Here is a 23,287-nt window from a genome sequence, read left to right on the forward strand (position 1 = left end):
GTTCGAGGCGGGACTTCCGTACGTGAAGTCGACGGATCTGTCCAAACAGCACATCACCCAGGCCAAACGCACCCCGGAACGATTCTGGCTCGCCGATGTGTCGGCGGTGGTGCTTCAACAGTCTCTGCGGGATCTCGACAGTGCGTTCAATCACTTCTTCGACTCGATGCGCGGGAGATCGAAGGGCCGAAGGACCGCTCCTCCCCGGTACAAGTCGAAGAAGGACTCCCGACAGTCGATCCGTCTCACTCGAAGCGCCTTCTCCCTCACCAGGGACGGCCGCGTGGACAGCGTGCTGAAACAGGAAGCCACCACGGCGGTCATTCGGCCGCAGCGGGAATCCCCGGCCGCCAGGCGGCCGGGGGGTACGTCAATTCCAGCCCTTGAGGATCTTGCGGAACTCGACGCCGGCCGCCTTCGCCGCGTCCTCGGGGGTCGCCGCGCCGGTGATGGCCTTGGTGTACTCGACCTTGAGGGGCTCGAAGAGCGAGCCGTTCTCCGGGATCCAGGCGCGCTCGACGGCCTTGTCCACGGCGGGCTTGAAGAACTGGACCATCTCGCTGGACTTCACGTCCGGCTGCTCGTACGCGGCCGTGCGGGTCGGCAGCAGGCTCAGCTCCTTGGCGGACTGGACCTGCACCTCCTGCGAGGTCATGTACTCGACGAAGGCGTGCGAGGCGGCGCGGTTCTTGGAGCCGGCGTAGACGGCGAGGTCGTGGCCGCCCTGCGGGGAGCCGGCCTTGACGGAGCCGGCCGGGACGGGCGCGACGCCGAGGTTGGCCTTGTCCTTGAACTGGTCGCCCGCGTAGGTGTCGGCGACGGCCCACGGACCGTTGATCATCATGGCGGCTTCGCCCGACTTGAAGGCGGTCTGCATGTTGGTCCAGCCGTCGGTGGCGTTGGTGATCGCCGCGCCGGAGGTGACCAGGTCACGGGCCGTCTTGAAGGCCTTGACGCCCGCCGGGTTGTCGACGGTGACCGTCTTGGTCTTCGCGTCGACCAGGTCGCCGCCCTCGCCGTAGATCAGCGGGAGGAACCAGTAGGAGTCGTCGCCGCGCAGGTACAGGCCGGCCTTGCCGGTCTTCGCCTTGATGGCGGCGGCGGCGGTCTTGACCTCCTCCAGCGTCTTGGGGGGCTGGACGCCTGCGTCGGCGAGCATCTTCTTGTTGTAGAAGAGGCCGAGGGTGTCGATGACCTGGGGGACGGCGTACGTCTTGCCCTCGTACTTGCCGCTGGCGGCGGCCTGCGGCAGGAACTCGGCGTCGACCTTCTTCACCGTGTCGGCGGGGACCTCGTCGAGGTAGCCGAGCGAGGCGAAGTCGGCGACCCAGCCGACGTCGGCGCGGATCACGTCGGGGGCCTCGGAGCCGCTGCTGAAGGCGTTCTTGACCTTGTTCTGGGCGTCACCGTAGGGCACGTTGACGTACTTGACGGTCACCTTCGGGTGCTTCGCGGTGAACGCCTCGGCGATCTTCTGGAAGCTGGCCTTCTCCGCGTCGTTGGAGGTGTCCCACCACGTGACGGTCCCGGAGAGTTCGCCGCCGGACTGGCTGTCGCCGCCGCTGTCCTTCGTGTCACCGCCGCACGCCGTCGCCGCGAGTGCCAGGGTCGCGACCAGCGCGGTGGCCGCTATGCCACGCCGCATATGAACTCCTTCGATGATCCCGGCCGCGCCTCGCGGTCCCGAGTTGCCAGGAACGTAACAAGACTGAAAGCCGACCGAAAGACCTTGCGGCAATTTTCTGCAAGTGCTGGTGATCGTTACATCCGTGTGTCCGTACGGTTGCCGCGGCTTGCTGTTAGTTCGACCCACCTTCGAGTCCGCAGGCCCGCAACCAGGGGCCGTGTGCTCGCGTTGACCCCGATATGACCCATGAGCTGACCGCGTCCCGGCTTGCAAGCGCTTCCAGCGAAGGGACCGCGAACGGCGGCTGGTGGCGCGATGCCGTCATCTATCAGGTGTACGTACGGTCCTTCGCCGACAGCGACGGCGACGGCGTGGGCGACCTGCGCGGAGTGCGCGAGCGGCTGCCACACCTGGCCTGGCTCGGGGTCGACGCCGTCTGGCTGACGCCCTTCTACGTCTCCCCCCAGGCGGACGGCGGCTACGACGTCGCCGACTACCGTGCCGTCGACCCCCTGTTCGGCGACCTCTCCGACGCCGACGACCTCGTACGGGCCGCGCACGACCTCGGGCTGCGGGTCATCGTGGACGTGGTGCCGAACCACACCTCGGACCGGCACCCCTGGTTCCGCGAGGCCCTCGCCGATCCCGCCGCGCGAGCCCGCTACCACTTCCGGCCCGGGCGCGGGGCCGGCGGGGCGCTGCCGCCCAACGACTGGGAGTCCGTCTTCGGCGGCCCGGCCTGGACCCGGGTCGCGGACGGGCAGTGGTACCTGCACCTGTTCGCCCCCGAGCAGCCCGACCTCAACTGGGACCACCCCGAGGTCGCCGAGGAGTTCGCCTCGGTCCTGCGGTTCTGGCTCGACCTCGGCGTGGACGGCTTCCGGGTCGACGTGGCACACGGCATGGTCAAGGCCGCCGGCCTGCCCGACATCGGGCACGGCGCGCAGGCGACGCTGATCGGCACCCAGCCGCTGCCGTTCTTCGACCAGGACGGGGTGCACGAGATCCACCGCTCCTGGCGGCGGCTGCTCGACTCCTACGAGGGCGCGCGGATCGGGGTCGCGGAGGCGTGGGCGCCGACCTCGGAGCGGCTGGCCCTGTACGTACGGCCCGACGAACTGCACCAGGCGTTCAACTTCCGCTTCCTGAACTGCCCGTGGGACGCGGTGGCGATGCGGACCGTCATCGACGAGTCCTTGGCCGCCACCGCCTCCGTGGGGGCGCCGACGACGTGGGTGCTCTCCAACCACGACGTCGTACGGCACCGCACCCGCTACGGAAGCCTGGCCCGGGCGCGGGCCGCCGCGCTGCTGATGCTGGCCCTGCCCGGGTCGGCGTACGTGTACCAGGGCGAGGAACTCGGCCTGCCGGAGGTGGTGGACCTCCCGGACGCCGTGCGCCAGGACCCGGCGTTCCTCCGCTCCGCCGGGCAGGAGGGGCTGCGCGACGGCTGCCGCATCCCGCTGCCCTGGTCCGGCCAGGAGCCCCCGTACGGTTTCGGCCGCGGCGGTACCTGGCTGCCGCAGCCGACCGACTGGGCGGGGCTGAGCGTGGCCGCGCAGACGGGTGACCCGCATTCGACGCTGGAGCTGTACCGGGCCGCCCTGGAGCTGCGCCGCGCGCTGCCGGGGCTGGGCTCGCCGGACGCCGGCGGGCTGACCTGGCTGCCGGCGCCCGAGGGGGTGCTGCTGTTCACCCGGCCCGGCTTCGCCTGCACCCTCAACAGCCGGCCGACCCCGCTCGAACTGCCGTCGCCCGGGCGGCCCGTCCTGTCGAGCGCGCCGGTGGAGACGGACGGGCGCACGGTGCTGTTGCCGCCGGAATCGTGCACGTGGTGGGCATTGTGACGTGCGACCGGTACAGTCCAGTGCCGTGACCGCACGGCTAGCCGACATCGCAGCCCAGGCGGGGGTCAGCGAAGCCACAGTCAGCCGCGTGCTCAACGGCAAGCCCGGTGTGGCCGCGGGCACCCGCGAGTCCGTGCTGGCCGCGCTCGACGTGCTCGGCTACGAGCGGCCCGTACGGCTGCGTCAGCGCAGCGCGGGCCTGGTCGGTCTGATAACCCCCGAGTTGGACAACCCCATCTTCCCGGCGCTCGCCCAGGTCATCGGGCAGGCACTGACGCGGCAGGGGTACACCCCGGTGCTGGCGACGCAGACGCCCGGCGGGTCCACCGAGGACGAGCTGACGGAGATGCTGGTCGACCGCGGCGTCGCCGGGATCATCTTCGTCTCGGGGTTGCACGCGGACACCACCGCCGACATGGGCCGCTACGACCAACTGCGCGGCCAGGGCGTCCCCTTCGTACTGATCAACGGTTTCTCCGACAAGGTGCGGGCCCCGTTCGTGTCCCCGGACGACCGGGCCGCGATGCAGCTCGCGGTGACGCACTTGAGCGCCCTCGGGCACACCCGGATCGGCCTGGCGGTCGGACCGAAGCGGTTCGTGCCCGTCCTGCGCAAGATCGAGGGGTTCCGACTGGGCATGAAGGAGCGGCTCGGTCTGGGTGAGGCCGAGACGGAGGAACTGGTCCAGCACTCCCTGTACTCGCTGGAGGGCGGACAGGCCGCCGCGTCCGCGTTGATCTCGCGCGGCTGCACGGCGATCGTCTGCGCGAGCGACATGATGGCGCTCGGCGCGATCCGCGCGGCGCGGCAGCAGGGCCTGCGGGTGCCGCAGGACGTGTCGGTGGTCGGCTTCGACGACTCCCCTCTCATAGCGTTCACCGATCCGCCGCTGACCACCATCCGGCAGCCGGTGCAGGCCATGGGGCAGGCGGCGGTGCGCACGCTGCTGGAGGAGATCGGCGGTACGCCGGCTCCGCACAGCGAGTTCGTGTTCCTGCCGGAGTTGGTGGTGCGCGGATCGACGGCTTCCGGGCCCGGGCAGCGGCGGGCCACGTAAGGGTCCGGCGTACTCCCCAGGGCTGAGCGGCTGCGCCCAAGACCGTCCCGAGGGATGATCGTGGCCAGGAAGCCATCTGGCAGACTCTTTCCCCATGGGTGAAGCGAGCGTGAAGACACTGGAAACCCGGACGGACGTCTCGTCACCCCTCGTGACCGAGCAGGAGACGCGCCCGGGCTCCCGGGGCACGCTCCTCGCCCGCCTGCGGATGCCGCGTCGCCCGCGGATCTGGTTCGAGGTCCTGCTCATCGCGATCAGCTATTGGACCTACTCGCTGATCCGCAACGCCGTGCCGGAGCAGAAGACGGCCGCGCTGGCGAACGCCGACTGGATCTGGCGCACCGAGCACTCGCTCGGCATCGCCGTGGAGCACAGCGTCAACCACGCGGTCAATTCGGTGACGTGGCTGATCGTGGGCATGAACTACTACTACGCCACGCTCCACTTCGTCGTGACGATCGGTGTGTTGGTCTGGATCTACCGCTTCCATCCCGGGCGTTACGCGGCGACCCGTTTCGTCCTGTTCGCGACGACGGGCGTGGCGCTGCTCGGCTACTTCTTCTACCCGTTGGCGCCGCCCCGGCTGATGAACGGGCAGCGCTTCGTCGACACGGTGCTCGTCCACCACACCTGGGGTTCGATGGCCTCGGGGAACCTCAAGCACATGTCGAACCAGTACGCCGCGATGCCGTCCATGCACATAGGGTGGTCGCTCTGGTGCGGGCTGACGATCTTCGCGGTCGCGTCGGCGCCGTGGGCCCGGATCCTGGGCCTGCTGTACCCGGCGGCGACCCTGGTGGTCATCGTGTCCACCGCGAACCACTTCTGGCTGGACGCGGCGGGCGGCATGCTCTGCCTGGCGTTCGGCTACACCGTCTCCGGCCTCTGGTACGGCTCCCTCCCCCACCGCCTGCCGCGCCGCCCCCGGGCCACGGGCGCGCACCCGGTGACGGCCGCGCTCGTGAGCCGCTTCCGCCGCTAGGCAAGGCCCTGGGCGTACGGCCCTGCGGGTCATTACAGCCAGGCCGCCCCTTACCGGTACGTGATCCGGCCGCCCGACATCGTGAGGGGATCGGGGCCTCTCCGAGCTCGTCCGGCGGGCACCGTACGGGGGTCGACTGCGAAGGCCGTCAGGCCCGCCCGGTACCCGGCGGCGATCCTGCCTCCCACCCGCTGTTCCCCGGCCGCCGGCGCGGCGTTCGAGGTCATGCCCTCCCAGGGCCATCAGTCCGGTCAGGGCGCGTCCTGCCGTGGCCGAGCGGGCTGCGGGCGCTGGCCGGGACCTGGCGGGCGTCGTGGTGGGCGATGGGCCGGTCCGAGCCGAGCGTGAGCACGGCGCCCGCGTCACGCAGGTCCCGGCAGCGCCAGGCCCGGCGGGCCCGGTCGTCACCGAGGCGCCTGGACCACTCGTCGGTGTGGTCGGCGCGGGTGTACGCGGTGTGCGGGGGCTGCATCGAGGCGATCACACCGAGCCGCGCGAACCGCGGCAGCCGGTCGTCGGGGACGGTCTCGATGTGTTCGATCCGGTGCCGCATCCGGGCCTGCGGCCCCAGGGGTGGCCACGGTGTCGAGGGCGTGCCGGACTGCGGCGTCGCCGATGGCGTGGGTCGCGGTGCCCACCCCGGACTGTCGAGGATGCGTACGGCGCGGGCATACGCCTCCGGGTCCCGCCAGAAGGCGTCCGTGCCCTGGCCGTGGCAGTCGGCGTGTTCCAGCCAGGCGGTGCCTCCCTCGACGGTGCCGTCCATAAGAACTTGACGCCCCCGACCCGCCGGTGGCGGCCGGACCTGCGCTGGAGCGCCTTCGACCTGGCCCTGACGGCGTTCCTCACGTACGCGCGCGGCCTGCTGGAGCCCTGACTCCCACCGGCCGGGCCCGGGATCGCGCGCTACGCGCCGTAGAACAGATCGTCCACGACCGCCCGCGCCCGGCGCGTGGTGCGGCGGTAGTCGTCGAGCATGTCGCCGACCGTGCCCTCCGCGTAGCCGAGGTAGCGGCCCACGGCCGCGAGTTCGCGCGGCTCGGAGGGGAAGGTGTCCCCCGCACGGCCGCGGACCAGCATGACGGCGTTGCGGACGCGGGTGGCCAGCACCCACGCCTCGTCCAGGATCTGCGCCTCCTCCGTCGGGATGAGACCCGCCGCGTGCGCCGCGGCCAGCGCCTCGCGGGTCCGGGTGGTGCGCAGCCCCGGCTCGTTCCAGGCGTGGCGCATCTGTGTCAGCTGGACGGTCCACTCGACGTCGCTGAGCCCGCCGCGGCCGAGTTTGGTGTGCAGGGTGGGGTCGGCGCCGCGCGGCATCCGTTCCGTCTCCATGCGGGCCTTGAGCCGGCGGATCTCGCGGACCGCCGTCTCGCCGAGGCCCTCCGCCGGGTAGCGCAGCGGGTCGATCAACTCGATGAAGCGGGCCCCGAGTTCGGGGTCGCCGGCGACCGGTTCGGCGCGCAGCAGCGCCTGGCTCTCCCAGGTCAGGGACCAACGGCGGTAGTACGCGGCGTAGGAGGGGAGGGTGCGCACCAGCGGGCCCGAGCGCCCCTCGGGCCGCAGGTCGGCGTCGATGAGCAGCGGCGGGTCGGCGGTGGGCAGCTGGAGCAGCCTGCGCATCTCGGCGATCACGGCTTGGGCGGCCTTCGCGGCCTCCTGCTCGTCGACGCCCTCGCGGGCTTCGTGGACGAACAGGACGTCGGCGTCGGAGCCGTAGCCGAGCTCGCGCCCGCCGAAGCGGCCGACGCCGATGACCGCGAATCGGGTGGGCAGCGTGTCGCCCCAGTGGGCCCGTACGGCGGCGCGCAGGGCTCCGCCGATGGTGGCGGCGGTGAGGTCGGAGACGGCCCGCCCCACCCGGTCGACGAGGGCGCCGGGGTCCGTTTCGGCGGGGCTGTCCTCCGTGCCGTAGGAGGCGATGATGTCGGCGGCGGCGGTACGGAACAACTCCCGGCGGCGGACCCCGCGGGCCGCCGCGACGGCGGTCTCGGGGTCCTCGGCGCGTCCTACGGCGGCCAGGACCTCCTGTTCGAGCGCCTCGCTCGTACGGGGTTGGAGGCCCTCGGGGTCTCCGAGCAGGGCGACCGCCTCGGGCGCGCGCATCAGCAGGTCGGGGGCCAGGCGCCCGGCGGACAGGACGCGGGCGAGGTTCTCGGCGGCGGCGCCCTCGTCGCGCAGCAGTCGCAGGTACCAGGGGGTACGGCCGAGGGCGTCGGAGACCTTGCGGAAGTTGAGGAGCCCGGCGTCGGGGTCGGCGGAGTCGGCGAACCAGCCGAGCATCACGGGCAGCAGGGTGCGCTGGATGGCGGCCTTGCGGCTGACACCGGAGGCGAGGGCTTCGAGGTGGCGCAGGGCGTCGGCCGGGTCGGCGTAGCCGAGGGCTTCGAGGCGCTGGCCGGCGGCGCGCGGGGAGAGCCGGGTCTCGCCGGGGGTGAGCTGGGCGACGGCGTCGAGCAGCGGCCGGTAGAACAGCTTCTCGTGCAGGCGGCGGACGACGGAGGCGTGCCGGCGCCAGGCCTTGTTGAGTTCGGCGACGGGTTCGGTGCGCAGGCCCATGGACCGGCCGAGGCGGCGCAGGTCGTTCTCGTCCTCGGGGACGAGGTGGGTGCGGCGCAGCCGGTAGAGCTGGATGCGGTGTTCCATGACGCGCAGGAAGCGGTACGCGTCGTGCAGCTGGGCGGCGTCGGCGCGGCCGACGTAGCCGCCGGCGGCGAGGGCGTGCAGGGCGTCGAGGGTGGTGCCGGAGTGGAGGGTGGCGTCGCTGCGGCCGTGTACGAGCTGGAGCAGTTGGACGGCGAACTCGACGTCGCGCAGCCCGCCGGGGCCGAGCTTGAGTTCGCGGTCGACCTGGGCGGCGGGGATGTTGTCGATGACGCGGCGGCGCATCTTCTGGACGTCGGCGACGAAGTTCTCGCGTTCGGCGGCCTGCCACACGAGCGGCGTTATGGCCTCGATGTACTGGGCGCCGAGTTCGGGGTCGCCGGCGACTGCGCGCGCCTTGAGCAGGGCCTGGAACTCCCAGGTCTTCGCCCAGCGCTGGTAGTAGGCGAGGTGGGAGGCGAGGGTGCGCACCAGCGGGCCGTTGCGGCCCTCGGGGCGCAGGTTGGCGTCGACGGGCCAGATGGTTCCCTCGACGGTGGTCTCGGAGCAGATCCGCATGAGGTGGGAGGCGAGGCGGGTGGCGGCCTGGACGGCCTGGCCCTCGTCGGTCCCCTTGGTCGCGTCGCCGACGAAGATGACGTCCACGTCGGAGACGTAGTTGAGTTCGTTGCCGCCGCACTTGCCCATGGCGATGACGGCGAGGCGGCAGCGGGCCGCGTCCTCGGGGGCGGCGGCGCTCGCGATGCGCAGCGCCGCGCGGAGGGTGGCGGTGGCGAGGTCGGCGAGTTCGGCCGCGGTCTCGGCGAGGTCGATGGTGCCGCAGACGTCGCGGGCCGCGATGGAGAGCAGGCAGCGGCGGTAGGCGATGCGCAGGGTGACGGGGTCGTGCGCGTCGGCGAGGCCGCGTTCGAAGTCGGCGAGGCCGGGGTGGAGGTCGGCGGCTTCGTAGGTGACGAGGGCGTGCCAGTCGCGGGGGTGGCGGGCGAGGTGGTCGGCGAGGGCTTCCGAGGCGCCGAGCACGCCGAGCAGTCGGTCGCGCAGCGGTTTGGCGCTGAGCAGAGTGTCGAGGAGCACGGGCAGCTCGTCGGGTCGCTGCGCCTCGGCGAGCCGGACGAGGCCGAGGAGGGCGAGGTCGGGGTCGGCGGTGGCGCCGAGCGCGTCGAGGAGCACGGGGTCGGTCCGTACGGAGGCCAGCACCGCGCTCTCCAGCAGGCGGGCGGCGGAGGAGGGGTCGGTGAACCCGCTCCGCAGCAGCCGGATGAAGGTGCTGCTCCTGCGTCCCGGGACTGTCATCCCGCCGCCTCCCGCGTGCGTCGCTGCCGGGGGTGGCCCGGCCGTGCCTGGGGCCGAGCCTAGCCGGAGCGGGCGCGCGGCTCACCGGGGCGCGGGGTGGCCCCCGCCGCGGGCGGACGGGTGGCGGTCGGAGCGGGGGCGCGGGCCGCGTCGGCTCATGGCGGGCGGCCGACGTGAACAACGTCACAGCGCAGGCGGGGTGAGCGCCGGCAGGGCCGCGCCGGCGGGGGTGGGCCGGTCGCCGCTGCCGCTCATGGGGGCGTCCGTCAACGCGTTGACCGGCGCGAACGTGCCCGGGGCGGGGCCGGGAGGGGGCAGCAGGGGATCGGGGGCGGCGAGCCCGGATACGTGGAAATTCCCCCAAACCGCACAAAGCTCTCAAAGGGGACTCAACGCCGCATATCCTGGCGGAATTTGGCTCGCAGGGCGGGACAAAGACGTTCGCATGGTGGGCCATTGCCGCGATCGAACCCGCGCAAGGCACAATCACATCCGGTCGCTTTTCGGAAAGCACGAGTCATCGGCGACATCGATGAACCAAGTCGCCCGGATTGACCTCTATTTGAGTGACCGCTTAGCGGTTCTTCCCGCTCGGAACGACCCCAAGGCGTGACCATGCCAATGACCCGCCGCCGCCTTCTGCTGGCCGCCGCCCTGCTGCCCGTCCTGACGGTCGGCACCACCGGCGTGCTCGCCATCGCCTCGGGAGAGCAGACCTCGGCCGAGGCCAGCCAGGAGAAGCACCCCGCCGCGCCCGTCATACCCGCCAGCACCACGGCCGGGTCGGTGGTCCAGGTCGTGGCGCACCCGGACGACGACCTCTTCTTCATGAACCCGGACCTCAGCCGCTCACTGACGGCGGGTATCCCGCTCACCACCGTCTACCTCACCTCCGGGGAGGCCGACGGCCGCAACGAGGCCGCGGGCGGCGCCGCCAAGGACCCCGAGCAGCCCGCCGACCGCGCGCACTACGCGGAGGCCCGGCAGAACGGCATCCGCTGCGCGTACGCGCAGATGGTGACCGGAGACCGCACGAGCCCGTGGCAGCGTACGGTCATACCCACCGTCGGGGGCGGCCACGCCGAGGTGGACGTCCTCGTCGCCCACCCCCAGATCAACCTGGTCTGGCTCCAGCTTCGCGAGGCCCGCACCACCACCGCGGAGACCCCCGAGAGCCTGCGCGGCCTGTGGAACGGCGAGATACCCGCCCTGGAGGCCCAGCTCGCCTCGGGCAGCCCCGTCACGCAGCCGTTCACGTACACCAAGGACCAGGTGGTCCAGGTCATAGCCGGGGTCCTGACGAAGTACCGTCCGACGACGATACGGATGCAGGACCCGACCCCCGGCCGGGAGTTGCTGACCGGCAAGTACACCGACCACCAGGACCACATGTACGGCGCCCGCTTCGTCCAGGCCGGGTACGCCGCCTACGCCCGCCAGATCAGCGACCGCCCCCACTTCTCGGTCCAGAACTACCTCGGCTACCACACCGGAAGCCTCCCGCACGCGCTGGACCCGCAGACGGCCGAGACGAAGATCGGCTACCTCAAGACCTACGCCTGGCTCGACCACGAGAACTACTGCGGCAGCGTCGCCGGCTGCGGCGACCGGAAGGTCGCCGGCAGCCCCACCGGCCGCAACTGGGCCCAGTCCCTGCGCTACGCCCGCGCCGACAACACCTCCTGGATGACCGAGGGCACCCTCGGCCGGCTCTACGCCTTCGCGGTACTGGACGGCCGGCTGGCGGTCTGGACCCGCGAAGCCGCCGGCTCCTGGACCGGCCCGGCGCTCCTGCCCGGCGAGGGCATCGACCCCGGCGTCTTCGCCACCCGCCTCCCCGACGGCCGGGTCACGGTCGTCGCGACCCGCACCGCCTTCGGCGAGCGGGGCAAGGACTACCGCCGCGAGGTCGTCACCCTCACCCAGTCGACGCCGGGCGGCCCGTTCGGCACCTGGCAGTCGCTTGGCACCCCCGAGGCGGCGGACGAGACCGGCACCTCGGCGATCAGCGCCCCGACGGCGGTAGTCGGGGCGGACGGCCGGCTGACGGTCTACCTGCGCGACTCCCACCGCACCCTGCGCGCCGCCGCCCAACAGCCCTCGGGCGCCTTCGGCGAATGGCAGCACCTGGGCGGCGCGGACCTGCAGAGCGACCCGGTCTCGGCGGTGGACGCCGCAGGCCGCCGCCACGTCTACGCGACCACCAGCACCTCCGTGCTCGCCTGGACCCAGGCCGCCCCGGACGCCCCGCTCCAGGGTCCCTTCCAGACGAACCTCCCCGCCACCACCGTCCCCATCACGGCGGCCCCCGAGGGCATCGGCGTCCGGCTCTACTTCCGCCGCCCCGACTCGGGCCTGGTCCGCAGCGCCCTGGTCACGGCCGGTCCCGGCAAGCCGGAGGTCTCGCCCATCACCGAGTCGGGCGGCCGGGCCGGCTACGGGGCGGTCGGCGTCGCGGGCCGCCTCGTGGCGGGCCGCGCCGACACCGGCACCGTCAGCACCACCTCGATCGGCGGCCCGCCGGCCTGGACGGAGTCCGCCATGCTCTACACCGGCGCCCCGTCCGCCACCCTCGACCACACGGGCGCCACGACGACGGCGGTCCTCGGGCTCGACGCCGCGCTGCACACCACCACGACCCCGCCCACCGGCGCCCCCCACCCCACCTGGCACCCGGCGCTCTTCCCCCTGACGCCGCGCGCGTGAACCCGCGCGCCTGAACCCGCGCGCCTGACCCGGCACGCCGCGGACCCGCCTGCCACGGCCCGTGGGCCAGGCGGGTCGCCGGAGCGCGGGCCGTCGAAGTCGGCGCGACGCACGTCGATATTAAGGCGTTCCGGGATGCCCAGCCCTATGGTGGCGCGGTGAACGGTTACCGGCGGGCGCGGGACGAGGAGGGGAGCGCGGCCCGGGTCCTCGCGCTGTCGGACGGCGTCTTCGCCATCGCCATGACACTGCTGGCACTGGACATCACACTGCCCACCGGGCTGGACCCGGCCGGCTTCGAGCACGCGCTGGGGGAGGTGGTGCCCAACCTGTGGGCGTACGCCCTCAGCTTCGTGGTCATCGCGGCGTTCTGGCGCGGCCACCATCAGGTCTTCCAGTACGTGCGGGAGGTGGACGGAACAGTCGTCAAGCTCGGGCTGCTGAACCTGGGGCTCATCGCCCTGATGCCCTTCCCCACCACCCTGCTGGCCGAGTACGGGGACCAGCCGCAGTCGGTGGCCGTCTACTCCGGCGCCGCCGCGGCCATCGGGGCCGCACAGCTCTCCCTGACGGTCGTGCTCTGGAAGCGTCCGTGGCTGAGCAGCATGGCCATCCCCGATCAGGTGGCGCGCAACGATGTGCTCGATCTGGCCTCGATGGTGCTGGTCTTCGCCGCCGCCGTGCCGCTCGCCTTCGTCTCCCCCGCGGGCGCCGAGCTGTGGTGGGCGGTACTGGTGCCGGTGAAGGTGGTGCTGGGCCGGCGGGGCAAGCGTCTGCGCGCGGCCGTCTGAGGGACAGCCCTCAGCGGCCCCGCGTCCGGGGCGGTCGAGGCGTCCGGCCGGAGTGTGAAGCGCCATTCGGGGGAACCACGGGTGTCGCGCACAAGGAGGTCGCGGGTGCGGCTCCTACGTTCGGCTGCCATGACGTACGAACCGACTCGCGCCGCCGGCCCCACCCGTCGCACCACGCTCGCCGGGCTCGTCGGCGGGGCCGGTGCCGTGCTGGCCGCCGGATGCTCGCCGTCGGGCGCCCCGCCCGCGAACGCGCCCGCGCCCGGTCCCTCGGAGTCGGCCTCCCCCGCGGGCGGACCCGCACCCGGGGTGATGACCCTCTTCAAGGACCCCGCCTTCAACTTCAGCGGGCTCCTGGCACTCGGCGGGGCCGGTTTCGGCGCCGCCGAGGTGGGCGAGGTACTCACCGCCGTGAACACGATCAACAAGGCCGGCCTCTCCGCCCGGACGTACACCGCGACCTTCAGGACGCTCGGCGATCAGCTCATGGCGCCGCCCCGGGGCGGCAAGCCCGACCGGGGAACCACGCGCTCGCGCGCCCTGCGGGCCGCGCAGTACTACGCCCAGGCCCTGTTCTTCGTCCTCGGCTCCGACGACCCGGGCAGCGAGGAACAGCTGTACAAGGCCGGGCGCGGCGCCTGGGACAAGTTCTGCGGACTGTGGGACCCGCCGCCGGTGACGGCGAACGTCCCGTACCCGAAGACGCCGCTGCCGGTGTGGTTCTTCCGGCCGGACACCTCAGGCGGGCGGCGCCCCACCGTGATCCTCACGAACGGCAGCGACGGGCAGGACGTCGACATGTGGACCTACGGCGTCTCGGCCGCCCTGGCGCGCGGCTGGAACGCCCTGGTGTACGACGGGCCGGGCCAGGGGCAGCTGCTCTTCGTCGACCGGGTGGTCTTCACGCCGCGCTGGGAGACCGTTGTGACGCCGCTCGTCGACTGGCTGGTCGCCCGCCCGGACGTGGACCCGGACAAGATCGCCCTGACCGGATTGAGCATGGGCGGGGACCTGGCGCCCCGGGCCGCGGCCTTCGAGGGCAGGATCGCCGCTCTGGTGGCGATGCCCGGCTGCTTGTCGCCGTGGCTGGGCTTCCCTCCGGAGCTCCGGAAGATCGTGACGCCGGACAAGGAGGAGACCAACACCATCTGGAACAAGGAGGTCGTCCCCGCGCTGCCCCCGGGCGCGGCCGCGACGATCAAGAAGCGCGTCGAGCCCTTCTCCGCGCCGGCGATGCTCGACGCCCGAAAGGGCAAGATGTTCACCGACTTCTGGACCCCCGCGAAACTCATCCAGTCGATGGACATCACGAACGTCGTCGGCCGCATCAAGACGCCCACGCTGGTCCTCGACTACGACGACGAACAGTTCTATCCCGGCCAGCCGCGCCTGATGTTCGACAAACTGACGGCTCCCAAGGACTACGTGAAACTCACCGCGGCCACCGGGGCACAGCTGCACTGCTCCCCGATGGCCCCGCAGCAGCACTGCGACGTCGTCTTCGACTGGCTACAGGAGAAGCTGCCCGGCAGCTGAGGCACGGGCGCTGACCTGCGGTTACAGCACCGGCATCATCTTGCGGAGCTCGAAGGCGGTGACCTCGGAGCGGTACTCCTCCCACTCCTGCTTCTTGTTGCGCAGGAAGAAGTCGAAGACGTGCTCGCCGAGGGTTTCGGCGACCAGTTCGCTGCGTTCCATCAGGGAGATGGCCTCGCCCAGGTTCTGCGGGAGGGGCTCGATGCCCATCGCGCGACGTTCGGCGTCGGAGAGGGCCCAGACGTCGTCGTCGGCGCCGGCCGGGAGCTCGTAGCCCTCCTCGATGCCCTTGAGGCCCGCCGCGAGGAGGACGGCGTACGTCAGGTAGGGGTTGGCGCCGGAGTCGATCGAGCGGACCTCGATGCGGGAGGAGCCGGTCTTGCCCGGCTTGTACATCGGGACGCGGATCAGGGCCGAGCGGTTGTTGTGGCCCCAGCAGATGTACGAGGGGGCCTCGCCGCCCGAGCCGGCGGTGCGGGACGAGCCGCCCCAGATGCGCTTGTAGGAGTTGACCCACTGGTTGGTGACGGCGGCGGTCTCCGCGGCGTGCCTGAGCAGGCCGGCGATGAAGGAGCGGCCGACCTTCGAGAGCTGGTACTCGGCGCCCGACTCGTAGAACGCGTTGCGGTCGCCCTCGAAGAGGGAGAGGTGGGTGTGCATGCCCGAGCCCGGGTACTCGGAGAACGGCTTCGGCATGAAGGTGGCCTGGACGCCCTGCTCCAGGGCCACCTGCTTCATGACGAGGCGGAAGGTCATGATGTTGTCGGCGGTGGAGAGCGCGTCGGCGTAGCGCAGGTCGATCTCCTGCTGGCCGGGGGCGCCCTCGTGGTGGCTGAACTCGACCGAGATGCCCATGGATTCGAGCATGGTGATCGCCTGGCGGCGGAAGTCCATGCCGACGTTCTGCGGGGTGTGGTCGAAGTAGCCGGAATTGTCCGCGGGAACGGGCCGGGTGCCGTCCAGCGGCTTGTCCTTGAGCAGGAAGAACTCGATCTCCGGGTGGGTGTAGAAGGTGAAGCCCAGGTCGGAGGTCTTGTTGAGGATGCGCTTGAGGACGTAGCGGGGGTCCGCGTACGACGGGGAGCCGTCAGGCATCAGGATGTCGCAGAACATCCGGGCGGTCCCGGGCGCCTCGGCGCGCCACGGCAGTATCTGGAACGTGCCCGGATCCGGCTTGGCGATCATGTCGGACTCGTAGACCCGCGCGAAGCCCTCGATGGCGGAGCCGTCGAAGCCGATGCCCTCGTCGAAGGCCTGCTCCAGTTCCGCGGGCGCGACCGCGACGGACTTCAGGAAGCCCAGTACATCGGTGAACCACAGGCGCACGAAGCGGATGTCGCGCTCCTCGAGCGTCCGGAGGACGAATTCCTGCTGCTTGTCCATGCCTTCATCCTCGCAGTTCAGACGGCGTGTGCACCACCGCCCCCCGGAGGGGGGAGCACAGTCGGGCCGGCCCAGTATCGCCACCCGTGGTTTCCGCCACATTACGCACCCCTGAAAGGTCGTGGCACCCCCGCACTGACCTCGGGCCGGTCATGAGCATTACCATCTGCGGCCATGGGGGGCTGGAAGCACAGGGAGCTCGGGGGCCACACCGGTCCCCCGCCCCGGCGTGCCGCCCGGTCGGCGGCGCCGGTGGCCGTGGCCGCCGTGCTCGCCCTCGGGGTGCTGCTGTGGGGTGCCGTCTTCCCCTGCGCGGGGAGCCCGGTGGCCCACGGGCCCCGGACGGCCGTCGCCCAGGCGCACCACCCGGCGCGGTACCCCGCGCACCATCCAGCGCACGATCCGGCGTACGGGACGGCTTACGCGACGGCGTACGGAGCTGCGTACCGCCCGGTGCACGGCCCGGCGCACGCCGACTGCGGGGCCCCGTACGAGCTGCCCGGCTGTGCCCCACGCTCCGACGCGCCGCCCGCCGTACCGCCCGTCCCCCCGTCGGCCCTCGCCGCGGTGGGGGCCGGGGCGGTGGTGACCGCGCGCCCCGCGTGCGCCGGCCCGGTCCGCGCGGCGGGGACGCTCGCGCGCGCCCCCGACCTGCACGCCCTCCAGGTACTGCGGACCTGACGCCCTCGGGCGCGCCCGACCGCGCCCCCGTAGCGGAACCGCCTTCCACCCCCCTCAGCAGAAGGAAACAGGGCACATGGCCAGCAAGTCCGGCAAGACCACCACCGACCACAACGCGCGGCAGGCCCGCATAGCCGAGATGCGCCGCGCGGAGAAAGCACGCGACCGGCGCAACAAGATCATCGCGATCACCGCCTCGACCGCCGTCTTCGCCGCCCTCATCGGCTTCGGCTCGTGGATGCTGATCAACCAGAAGCAGAAGGAGAAGGACGCCGCCTCGGCCCGCAAGGCGCCGGTGAGCGGCGAGCGGAGCTGGGACGCCAAGACGCTGGGCCGCAACCACGTCGAGACCCCGGTCACCTACCCGATGAACCCGCCGGTCGGCGGTGACCACAACCCCCGCTGGATGAACTGCGACGGCGACGTCTACCCGAACCCGCTGCCCGAGGTGAACGCGGTGCACTCGCTGGAGCACGGCGCGGTCTGGGTGACGTACAACGAGAAGGCCGCCAAGGCGGACGTGGACACGCTGGCCGAAAAGGTCCGCAAGACCCCGTACACGCTGATGAGCCCGGACAAGACGCAAGCCGGGACGATCATGCTCAGCGCGTGGGGCAAGCAGCTCACCGTGAGCAACGCGGCCGACCCGCGGGTGGCGGAGTTCTTCACCAAGTACGTGCAGGGTCCGCAGACCCCGGAGCCGGGCGCGGCCTGCACCAACGGGCTGGCCGGGAAGTGACCCCGTCCCAGGGGTGGCGCGGCGTGTCCCCTACGTACTGGGCCGCGGGCACGGCGGTCGTCGTCGCCGCGCTGTTCGCGATCGGGGCCACGGTCGCCACCGCGAACGGCGGCGGCGGGGACGACGGTTCGGGCTCCTCCTCCCGGACGCCGGGGCTCTACTCGGCGGACGCCGGCTTCGCCCGGGGCATGGCGGTGCACCACCAGCAGGCCGTGGAGATGTCCTTCATCGTCCGGGACCGCACCCAGGACGAGGCGGTCCGCGGCCTCGCCTACGACATCGCCAACACGCAGGCCAACCAGCGGGGCATGCTGCTCGGCTGGCTGGACCTGTGGGGGTTGCCGAAGGTGGTGGCGGACGAACCGCCGATGTCCTGGATGGGCAGCGACCACGGGCACGACATGCCGGGCATGGACGGGCACGACATGGGCGGGCAGGACATGTCGGGTCACGACATGGGCGGCGCCACCACGAAGCCCGGCGCGCTGATGCCCGGCATGGCCACCAAGGAGGAGCTGGACCGGCTGCGCGCCGCCCAGGGCCGGGACGCGGAGGTGCTCTACCTCCAACTGATGACCGACCACCACAAGGGCGGCGTCGCGATGGCCCAGGGCTGCGCGAGCCGGTGCGCGACCCCGGCGGAGCGGAAGCTGGCCGAGGGAATGGTGGCGGCGCAACGGTCTGAGCTGACGCTGATGGCCGACATGCTGAAGCAGCGCGGGGCCGCGCCGCGCGCGTGAGGGGTGACGCCCGTACGGTGGTGGGAGGCGCCTCGACCGATGCCTCACGGTCGGCCCCCGCGCCTTCCACCTGGCCTCTCACCTGGCCTTACGTCCGGCCTTTCACCCGTACGGGCCTACGCCGTTCGGGTGGGGTCGCCTAGTCCGTCCGGCCGAACGACGATGGGGACGCCGGGACGGGTGCGTCCGCGCCCGCCCGAACGGCGCGCTCAGGAGGTACACGAGATGACGACCGCCGCAGACATCATGCACCCCGGGGCCCAGTGGATCCCGGCCGGTGAAACCCTGGACCGGGCCGCTCAGCTCATGGCCCGACTGAACGTGGGCGCCCTGCCCGTCAGCGACGAGAACGAACGCCTCTGCGGCATCATCACGGACCGCGACATCGTGGTGTCGTGCGTGGCCAAGGGGCACGACCCGTCGGTGGTCACCTGCGGTGACCTCTGTCAGGGCACACCGCGCTGGATCGACGCCGAGGCGGACATCTCCGACGTACTGGACGAGATGGAAAGCCATCAGATCAAGCGGCTCCCGGTGATCCAGGACAAGAGGCTGGTCGGCATGATCAGCGAGGCGGACCTGGCGCAGCACCTCTCGGAGGAGCAGATCGCCGGCTTCGTCGAGAAGGTCTACGCCCGGCGCTGACCGGCGGGACCGGCCGACGCCGCTGCAAGGACCGCCCGTGCCACCCGGCGCGGGCGGTCCGGCATGCCGGGGTGCCCGGCCGGCTCGACCTCCTCGAAGCGTGCCCCGAGCCGGCCCGCCGGCGCGGCGTGCCCGGCCCTGCGGCCGGGTCCGTCCCCGCCGGCCCGGGCGGCGCCGGTGCGCGGGGCCGCCGGGGCCGGCCCGGCGCCCGGACATGGTGCGGCTCATGCCGGAACGTGACGCCGTCCCGGATCGGCGGGTACCGAAGCGGTTGGAGCCCAAAGCGGTTGGAGGGGGTCGAGGGGCGTGGCAGGGTGGTGATCACCGCGTCGTCCGCCGACGCGGGGCACCGCCACCGCCGTTCCGAAGGACACCGTCAGGTATGACTACGCCCCCGAACCCGCCGAGCAGCCCGAGCGACCCGCCGACGGAGCCCTCGGGGACCCCTACCCCCATACCGGAGGACACGGCAGCCCCGGCCCCGCATCCCATACCCGAGGACGCTGCGCCGCCCGCCCCGCCCCTCTCCCTGGCCAAGACCCCGCGGCCCGTGCCCGAGGACCCCGAGGACGCGGCGCCCTCCGCCGAGCCGCTCTCCCTCACCAAAACCCCTCAGGCCGCGCCCCAAGACGCCCCGCCGCAGGAGGCGCCCGCACCCTCCCACTTCGCGCCGCTCACCCCGCCGCCCGCCGCACCCCGGGCGGCGCCGCCCGGCGCCGCGCCGTACCCCGCGCCGTACGCCTCGCCGTACGCCGCGCACCAGGGCGGTCCCGGCCCCGACCCTCAGGCACCGGCCTACCCGGGCCCCGCCCCCCAGGCCAACCCCTTCGCGCCCCCCGGCCACTCCGGATACGCCGGATACCCCGGACAGCCCGGACAGCCCGGCTACCCGGGCTACCCCGTCGCCCCCGCGCGGCCGTCCAACCACCTGGCCGTCGCCGCCCTCGTCCTCGGGCTCACCGCCCTCTGCTTCGGCGCGATCCCGTTCGCGTTCTGGGTCGGCGCCCTCGTCGGCCTCGTCGGCCTCGGCCTGGGCATCGCCGCCATCGTCGGCGCCTCCCGCGGCGCCCCCCGCAAGACGATGTCCGTGATCGCCACGGTCCTCTGTGTCCTCGGCCTCTTCGCCTCGGTCGGCGGCTACTACCTGACGGTCGCCGTCATCCACAGGGCGTCGGACCAGGTGGACCGCAGGCTGGACCACGACTGGACCCTGCCGGACGACCCGGGCGCGAACGCCGACCCCGACGACACCACCGACCCGGACCCGGACCCCACCCGGGGCTTCGGCGTCCCGGTCCCCTTCGGCAGCACCGTGGACTACCCGAACGGCGTCCGCGTCAGCCTCTCCGAGCCGAAGGAGTACGTCACGAAGAGCAAGTACATCGAGGTCGGCAACGCGGTGGGGATGGACATCACGATCACCAACAGCTCCGACAAGCCCATCGAGGTCATCTACGCGCTCCCCACCGTCCGCGACGAGCACGGCGGGCGCGGCAAGCTCGTCTTCGACGGCGCCACGCCGAAGATGGTGACGGGCACCATCCAGCCCGGCGCCACGGCCACCGGCTTCGCCGCGTACGAGGTCCCCGAGGGCACGAAGAGGATCACCGCCGAGGTCTCCCCCGTGATCCCCGGGCCGCCCGCCCGCTTCCTCGGCAGCATCGGCTGACGGTCCCGCCGACGGCCCGGTCCCGCGCCGAGCGCCCGTACGGGAGGCGAAACGCGGGACCCGGCACCGGGCCCCCAGGACATCGCGTCAGTAAGACGATTACACTGGGCCCGTGCCTCAACTACGCCTCGCTCTGAATCAGATCGACTCGCACGTCGGCAACATCGCCGCGAACGCCGACTCGGTCGTCCACTGGACCCGGCACTCCGCCGAGCAGGGCGCCCATTTGGTGGCGTTCCCGGAGATGATGCTGACCGGGTACCCCGTCGAGGACCTCGCCCTGCGCGGCTCCTTCGTCGACGCCTCCCGCGAGGCCCTGCGCGACCTCGCGCGGCGCCTCGCGGCCGAGGACCTCGGCGAGCTGCCGGTCGTCGTCGGGTACCTCGACCGCTCCGAGCGGACTGCCCAGCGGCTCGGCCTGCCGCCCGGCTCCCCGGAGAACGCGGCCGCGGTGCTGCACCGCGGGGAGGTCGTGCTGCGCTTCGCCAAGCACCACCTGCCCAACTACGGCGTCTTCGACGAGTTCCGGTACTTCGTGCCGGGCGACACCCAGCCGGTCATCCGGGTGCGCGGCGTCGACGTGGCGCTGGCCATCTGCGAGGACCTGTGGCAGGAGGGCGGTCGCGTCCCCGCGACCCGCTCCGCGGGGGCCGGCCTGCTGGTGTCCATCAACGCCTCGCCCTACGAGCGCGACAAGGACGACACGCGCCTGGAGCTGGTCCGGAAGCGCGCCCAGGAGGCCGGCTGCACGCTGGCGTACCTGGCGATGATCGGCGGCCAGGACGAGCTGGTCTTCGACGGGGACTCGATCGTCGTCGGCGCCGACGGCGAGGTCATCACGCGCGCCCCGCAGTTCTCGGAGGGGTGCGTCCTCGTCGACCTCGACCTGCCCGCCGCCGGCGCCGATGCCCCGGAGGGCGTGGTCGAGGACGGTCTGCGGATCGACCGGGTGATCCTCTCCGAGGAGCCGGTGGAGCCGTACGACCCGGTCGCGCCGGGCGGTTACGCCGAGCGCCTCGACGACGACGAGGAGATCTACGACGCGCTGGTCGTGGGCCTGCGCGCGTACGTCAAGAAGAACGGGTTCCGTTCGGTGCTGATCGGGCTGTCCGGCGGCATCGACTCCGCGCTCGTCGCCGCGATCGCCTGCGACGCCATCGGCGCGCAGAACGTGTACGGCATCTCGATGCCCTCGAAGTACTCCTCGGACCACTCCAAGGGCGACGCGGCCGAGCTCGCGCGGCGCACCGGCCTGAACCTGCGCACGGTGCCGATCGAGCCGATGTTCGACGCGTACATGGACTCGCTGGGCCTGACCGGCCTGGCAGAGGAGAACCTCCAGTCCCGGCTGCGCGGCACCACGCTGATGGCGGTCTCCAACCAGGAGGGCCACATCGTGCTGGCCCCCGGCAACAAGTCGGAACTGGCCGTCGGCTACTCGACCCTCTACGGGGACTCCGTCGGCGCCTACGGCCCGATCAAGGACGTCTACAAGACGGTGGTCTTCCGCCTGGCGGAATACCGCAACCGGGCCGCCGCCGAGCGCGGCGAGACCCCGCCGATCCCGGAGAACTCGATCGTGAAGCCGCCGAGCGCCGAGCTGCGCCCGGGGCAGGTGGACACGGACTCGCTGCCGGACTACCCGGTGCTCGACGCGATCCTGGAGCTGTACGTGGACCGCGACCGGGGGATCGAGGAGATCGTCGCGGCCGGATACGACCGCGAGCTGGTCGCCAAGACCCTCCGGATGGTGGACACGGCCGAGTACAAGCGCCGCCAGTACCCGCCGGGCACCAAGATCTCCGCGAAGGGCTTCGGCAAGGACCGCCGGCTGCCCATCACGAACGGCTGGCGCGAGCACGCGTAGGACGGGCGCTCCGTACGCCGGGGCCCCGGCCGCTCTTCTCGGCGGCCGGGGCCCCGGCGTACGTGCGGGAGGGGTTACGGCGTGAGCGCGACCCGGGCCGCGACGGGCAGGTGGTCGCTGTCGGTGCGCGGGAGGGTCCAGGATGCCTTTGGCGTGACGCCCCGGACCAGGATCTGGTCGATGCGGGCCATCGGGAACCGGGCCGGCCAGGTGAACCCGAAGCCGTCGCCGGCCGCGCCCTGGGTGGAACGCATCTGCGAGGTGATCTCCGACAGGGACCGGTCGTTGACGGTGCCGTTGAGGTCGCCGAGCAGCACGACCCGCTTGAGCGGTTCGGCGGCGAGCGCGGCGCCCAGTGCGTCGGCGCTGTTGTCCCGCTGGTTCGCGGTGAACCCGGCGTTCAGCTTGACCCGAACGGACGGCAGGTGGGCGACGAAGGCGGCCACGTCCCCGGCGGGGGTCTTCACGGTGACGCGCATCGCCCGCGTCCAGCCCATCTTGATGTCGACGGGCCGGCTGGAGGTGAGCGGGTACTTGCTCCACACGCCGACCGTTCCCTCGACGGCGTGGTACTTGTACGTGGGCTCCAGCGCCTTCTCGTAGGCCGGGACGGCGCCCGCCTTGAGCTCGGTCAGGGCCAGTACGTCGGCCCCGGCCGCAGCGACCGATTCGGCGGTGCCGCGGGGGTCCGGGTTGGCGGCGTCCACGTTGTGGGTGGCGATCGTCAGGTTGCCGCCGGTCCCGGACTTGTCGGTGACCAGGCCGCCGAAGAGGTTCACCCAGACGGCGGCGGTGAGCGCTATCGAGAGCAGCGCGGTCGCCGATTTCCGGATCACGGCCGCCACCAGCAACAACGGGACGGCCAGACCCAGCCAGGGCAGGAAGGTCTCGGTGAGGCTGCCGAGGTTGCCGACGTCGTTCGACAGCTCCGCATGGAAGATCATCACCAGCGAGACCAGCGCGGCCAGCGCCGCCGTCACGATCCCGCGCCGCCAGATCCCGCGGTCCCTGCGCCATTCGGCGATACGGCGCCGCAGACCGGATCGGGAGGGCTCCGGCTCCGAGCCGCCGCCGTTCCCCGTCTCCGTCATGTACGCCTGTGCCATGTGACTGCCCTCGCTGC

At 72.2% G+C, this 23,287-nt stretch carries 17 protein-coding genes; 12 read left to right on the forward strand and 5 right to left on the reverse strand.

The features are described from left to right. Positions 1 to 370: 370 nt before the first annotated feature. On the reverse strand, positions 371 to 1,645 hold the full coding sequence (locus tag ABZ934_RS08845; protein ID WP_361310370.1) for an extracellular solute-binding protein: 1,275 nt from the start codon (positions 1,643 to 1,645) through the stop codon (positions 371 to 373). Between the two features lie 221 nt (positions 1,646 to 1,866). Here ABZ934_RS08845 and ABZ934_RS08850 point away from each other — a divergent pair, with 221 nt between their 5' ends. The 3 genes from ABZ934_RS08850 (at position 1,867) to ABZ934_RS08860 (ending at position 5,513) form a co-directional block, all read left to right on the forward strand. Continuing rightward, positions 1,867 to 3,474, forward strand: a complete 1,608-nt coding sequence (locus ABZ934_RS08850) for a glycoside hydrolase family 13 protein (protein WP_361310372.1) — start codon at positions 1,867 to 1,869, stop codon at positions 3,472 to 3,474. A 25-nt stretch (positions 3,475 to 3,499) separates the two neighbouring features. Then, positions 3,500 to 4,531: a LacI family DNA-binding transcriptional regulator gene (locus ABZ934_RS08855; protein WP_361310375.1), complete on the forward strand. Its 1,032-nt coding sequence runs from the start codon at positions 3,500 to 3,502 to the stop codon at positions 4,529 to 4,531. A gap of 94 nt (positions 4,532 to 4,625) precedes the next feature. Further along, entirely contained in the window at positions 4,626 to 5,513 is an 888-nt protein-coding gene (locus ABZ934_RS08860) for a phosphatase PAP2 family protein (protein WP_361310377.1), read from the forward strand. A 223-nt stretch (positions 5,514 to 5,736) separates the two neighbouring features. Here ABZ934_RS08860 and ABZ934_RS08865 read toward each other — a convergent pair whose 3' ends face one another. Both ABZ934_RS08865 and ABZ934_RS08870 read right to left on the reverse strand, forming a co-directional pair. Further along, positions 5,737 to 6,279, reverse strand: coding sequence for an amidohydrolase family protein (locus ABZ934_RS08865; protein WP_361310379.1), 543 nt, complete (start codon positions 6,277 to 6,279; stop codon positions 5,737 to 5,739). Positions 6,280 to 6,419: 140 nt separating this feature from the next. Then, the gene (locus ABZ934_RS08870; protein ID WP_361310382.1) at positions 6,420 to 9,407 is read right to left on the reverse strand and encodes a bifunctional [glutamine synthetase] adenylyltransferase/[glutamine synthetase]-adenylyl-L-tyrosine phosphorylase; all 2,988 of its coding nucleotides are present in this window, start codon (positions 9,405 to 9,407) and stop codon (positions 6,420 to 6,422) included. A gap of 615 nt (positions 9,408 to 10,022) precedes the next feature. On the opposite strand from ABZ934_RS08870, the gene ABZ934_RS08875 reads away from it, so the two are divergent. The 3 genes from ABZ934_RS08875 to ABZ934_RS08885 all read left to right on the forward strand — a co-directional run bounded on the left by ABZ934_RS08875 (position 10,023) and on the right by ABZ934_RS08885 (position 14,440). Beyond that, positions 10,023 to 12,113 carry a PIG-L family deacetylase gene (locus ABZ934_RS08875; RefSeq protein ID WP_361310384.1) on the forward strand — a complete coding sequence of 697 codons (2,091 nt, stop codon included), beginning with the start codon at positions 10,023 to 10,025 and terminating at the stop codon, positions 12,111 to 12,113. A 158-nt stretch (positions 12,114 to 12,271) separates the two neighbouring features. After that, positions 12,272 to 12,904: a TMEM175 family protein gene (locus tag ABZ934_RS08880; RefSeq protein WP_361310387.1), complete on the forward strand. Its 633-nt coding sequence runs from the start codon at positions 12,272 to 12,274 to the stop codon at positions 12,902 to 12,904. Positions 12,905 to 13,033: 129 nt separating this feature from the next. After that, positions 13,034 to 14,440 carry an alpha/beta hydrolase gene (locus ABZ934_RS08885; protein ID WP_361310390.1) on the forward strand — a complete coding sequence of 469 codons (1,407 nt, stop codon included), beginning with the start codon at positions 13,034 to 13,036 and terminating at the stop codon, positions 14,438 to 14,440. 21 nt (positions 14,441 to 14,461) lie between these two features. Here ABZ934_RS08885 and glnA read toward each other — a convergent pair whose 3' ends face one another. After that, the gene (glnA, locus tag ABZ934_RS08890; protein ID WP_190182251.1) at positions 14,462 to 15,823 is read right to left on the reverse strand and encodes a type I glutamate--ammonia ligase; all 1,362 of its coding nucleotides are present in this window, start codon (positions 15,821 to 15,823) and stop codon (positions 14,462 to 14,464) included. A gap of 174 nt (positions 15,824 to 15,997) precedes the next feature. Here glnA and ABZ934_RS08895 point away from each other — a divergent pair, with 174 nt between their 5' ends. From ABZ934_RS08895 to ABZ934_RS08920, 6 genes are all read left to right on the forward strand, one after another. After that, complete coding sequence (locus ABZ934_RS08895; RefSeq protein WP_361310392.1) at positions 15,998 to 16,504, forward strand: hypothetical protein; 507 nt, start codon at positions 15,998 to 16,000, stop codon at positions 16,502 to 16,504. A 76-nt stretch (positions 16,505 to 16,580) separates the two neighbouring features. After that, positions 16,581 to 17,243, forward strand: coding sequence for a DUF3105 domain-containing protein (locus ABZ934_RS08900; RefSeq protein ID WP_361310395.1), 663 nt, complete (start codon positions 16,581 to 16,583; stop codon positions 17,241 to 17,243). A gap of 23 nt (positions 17,244 to 17,266) precedes the next feature. Then, positions 17,267 to 17,983, forward strand: a complete 717-nt coding sequence (locus tag ABZ934_RS08905) for a DUF305 domain-containing protein (RefSeq protein WP_361310398.1) — start codon at positions 17,267 to 17,269, stop codon at positions 17,981 to 17,983. A 225-nt stretch (positions 17,984 to 18,208) separates the two neighbouring features. After that, on the forward strand, positions 18,209 to 18,628 hold the full coding sequence (locus ABZ934_RS08910) for a CBS domain-containing protein (RefSeq protein WP_361310401.1): 420 nt from the start codon (positions 18,209 to 18,211) through the stop codon (positions 18,626 to 18,628). 382 nt (positions 18,629 to 19,010) lie between these two features. Continuing rightward, complete coding sequence (locus tag ABZ934_RS08915; RefSeq protein ID WP_361310403.1) at positions 19,011 to 20,297, forward strand: hypothetical protein; 1,287 nt, start codon at positions 19,011 to 19,013, stop codon at positions 20,295 to 20,297. Positions 20,298 to 20,409: 112 nt separating this feature from the next. Continuing rightward, entirely contained in the window at positions 20,410 to 22,164 is a 1,755-nt protein-coding gene (locus ABZ934_RS08920; RefSeq protein WP_361310406.1) for an NAD+ synthase, read from the forward strand. 74 nt (positions 22,165 to 22,238) lie between these two features. Here the strand turns inward: ABZ934_RS08920 and ABZ934_RS08925 are convergent, their stop codons facing one another. Continuing rightward, entirely contained in the window at positions 22,239 to 23,270 is a 1,032-nt protein-coding gene (locus ABZ934_RS08925) for an endonuclease/exonuclease/phosphatase family protein (RefSeq protein ID WP_361310410.1), read from the reverse strand. Between the last annotated feature and the right edge of the window lie 17 nt (positions 23,271 to 23,287).

The sequence above is a fragment of the Streptomyces sp. NPDC046557 genome, from assembly GCF_040645975.1.
In the GTDB taxonomy this organism is placed as follows: domain Bacteria; phylum Actinomycetota; class Actinomycetes; order Streptomycetales; family Streptomycetaceae; genus Streptomyces.

What these genes read in the sequence shown, in the direction of transcription:
- ABZ934_RS08865 (WP_361310379.1), bottom strand. Translation starts at nt 6,279, where the DNA reads ATGGACGGCACCGTCGAGGGAGGCACCGCCTGGCTGGAACACGCCGAC.
- ABZ934_RS08925 (WP_361310410.1), bottom strand. Translation starts at nt 23,270, where the DNA reads ATGGCACAGGCGTACATGACGGAGACGGGGAACGGCGGCGGCTCGGAG.
- ABZ934_RS08885 (WP_361310390.1), top strand. Translation starts at nt 13,034, where the DNA reads ATGACGTACGAACCGACTCGCGCCGCCGGCCCCACCCGTCGCACCACG.
- ABZ934_RS08910 (WP_361310401.1), top strand. Translation starts at nt 18,209, where the DNA reads ATGACGACCGCCGCAGACATCATGCACCCCGGGGCCCAGTGGATCCCG.
- ABZ934_RS08915 (WP_361310403.1), top strand. Translation starts at nt 19,011, where the DNA reads ATGACTACGCCCCCGAACCCGCCGAGCAGCCCGAGCGACCCGCCGACG.
- ABZ934_RS08875 (WP_361310384.1), top strand. Translation starts at nt 10,023, where the DNA reads ATGCCAATGACCCGCCGCCGCCTTCTGCTGGCCGCCGCCCTGCTGCCC.
- ABZ934_RS08870 (WP_361310382.1), bottom strand. Translation starts at nt 9,407, where the DNA reads ATGACAGTCCCGGGACGCAGGAGCAGCACCTTCATCCGGCTGCTGCGG.
- ABZ934_RS08845 (WP_361310370.1), bottom strand. Translation starts at nt 1,645, where the DNA reads ATGCGGCGTGGCATAGCGGCCACCGCGCTGGTCGCGACCCTGGCACTC.
- glnA (WP_190182251.1), bottom strand. Translation starts at nt 15,823, where the DNA reads ATGGACAAGCAGCAGGAATTCGTCCTCCGGACGCTCGAGGAGCGCGAC.
- ABZ934_RS08860 (WP_361310377.1), top strand. Translation starts at nt 4,626, where the DNA reads ATGGGTGAAGCGAGCGTGAAGACACTGGAAACCCGGACGGACGTCTCG.
- ABZ934_RS08850 (WP_361310372.1), top strand. Translation starts at nt 1,867, where the DNA reads ATGACCCATGAGCTGACCGCGTCCCGGCTTGCAAGCGCTTCCAGCGAA.
- ABZ934_RS08895 (WP_361310392.1), top strand. Translation starts at nt 15,998, where the DNA reads ATGGGGGGCTGGAAGCACAGGGAGCTCGGGGGCCACACCGGTCCCCCG.
- ABZ934_RS08900 (WP_361310395.1), top strand. Translation starts at nt 16,581, where the DNA reads ATGGCCAGCAAGTCCGGCAAGACCACCACCGACCACAACGCGCGGCAG.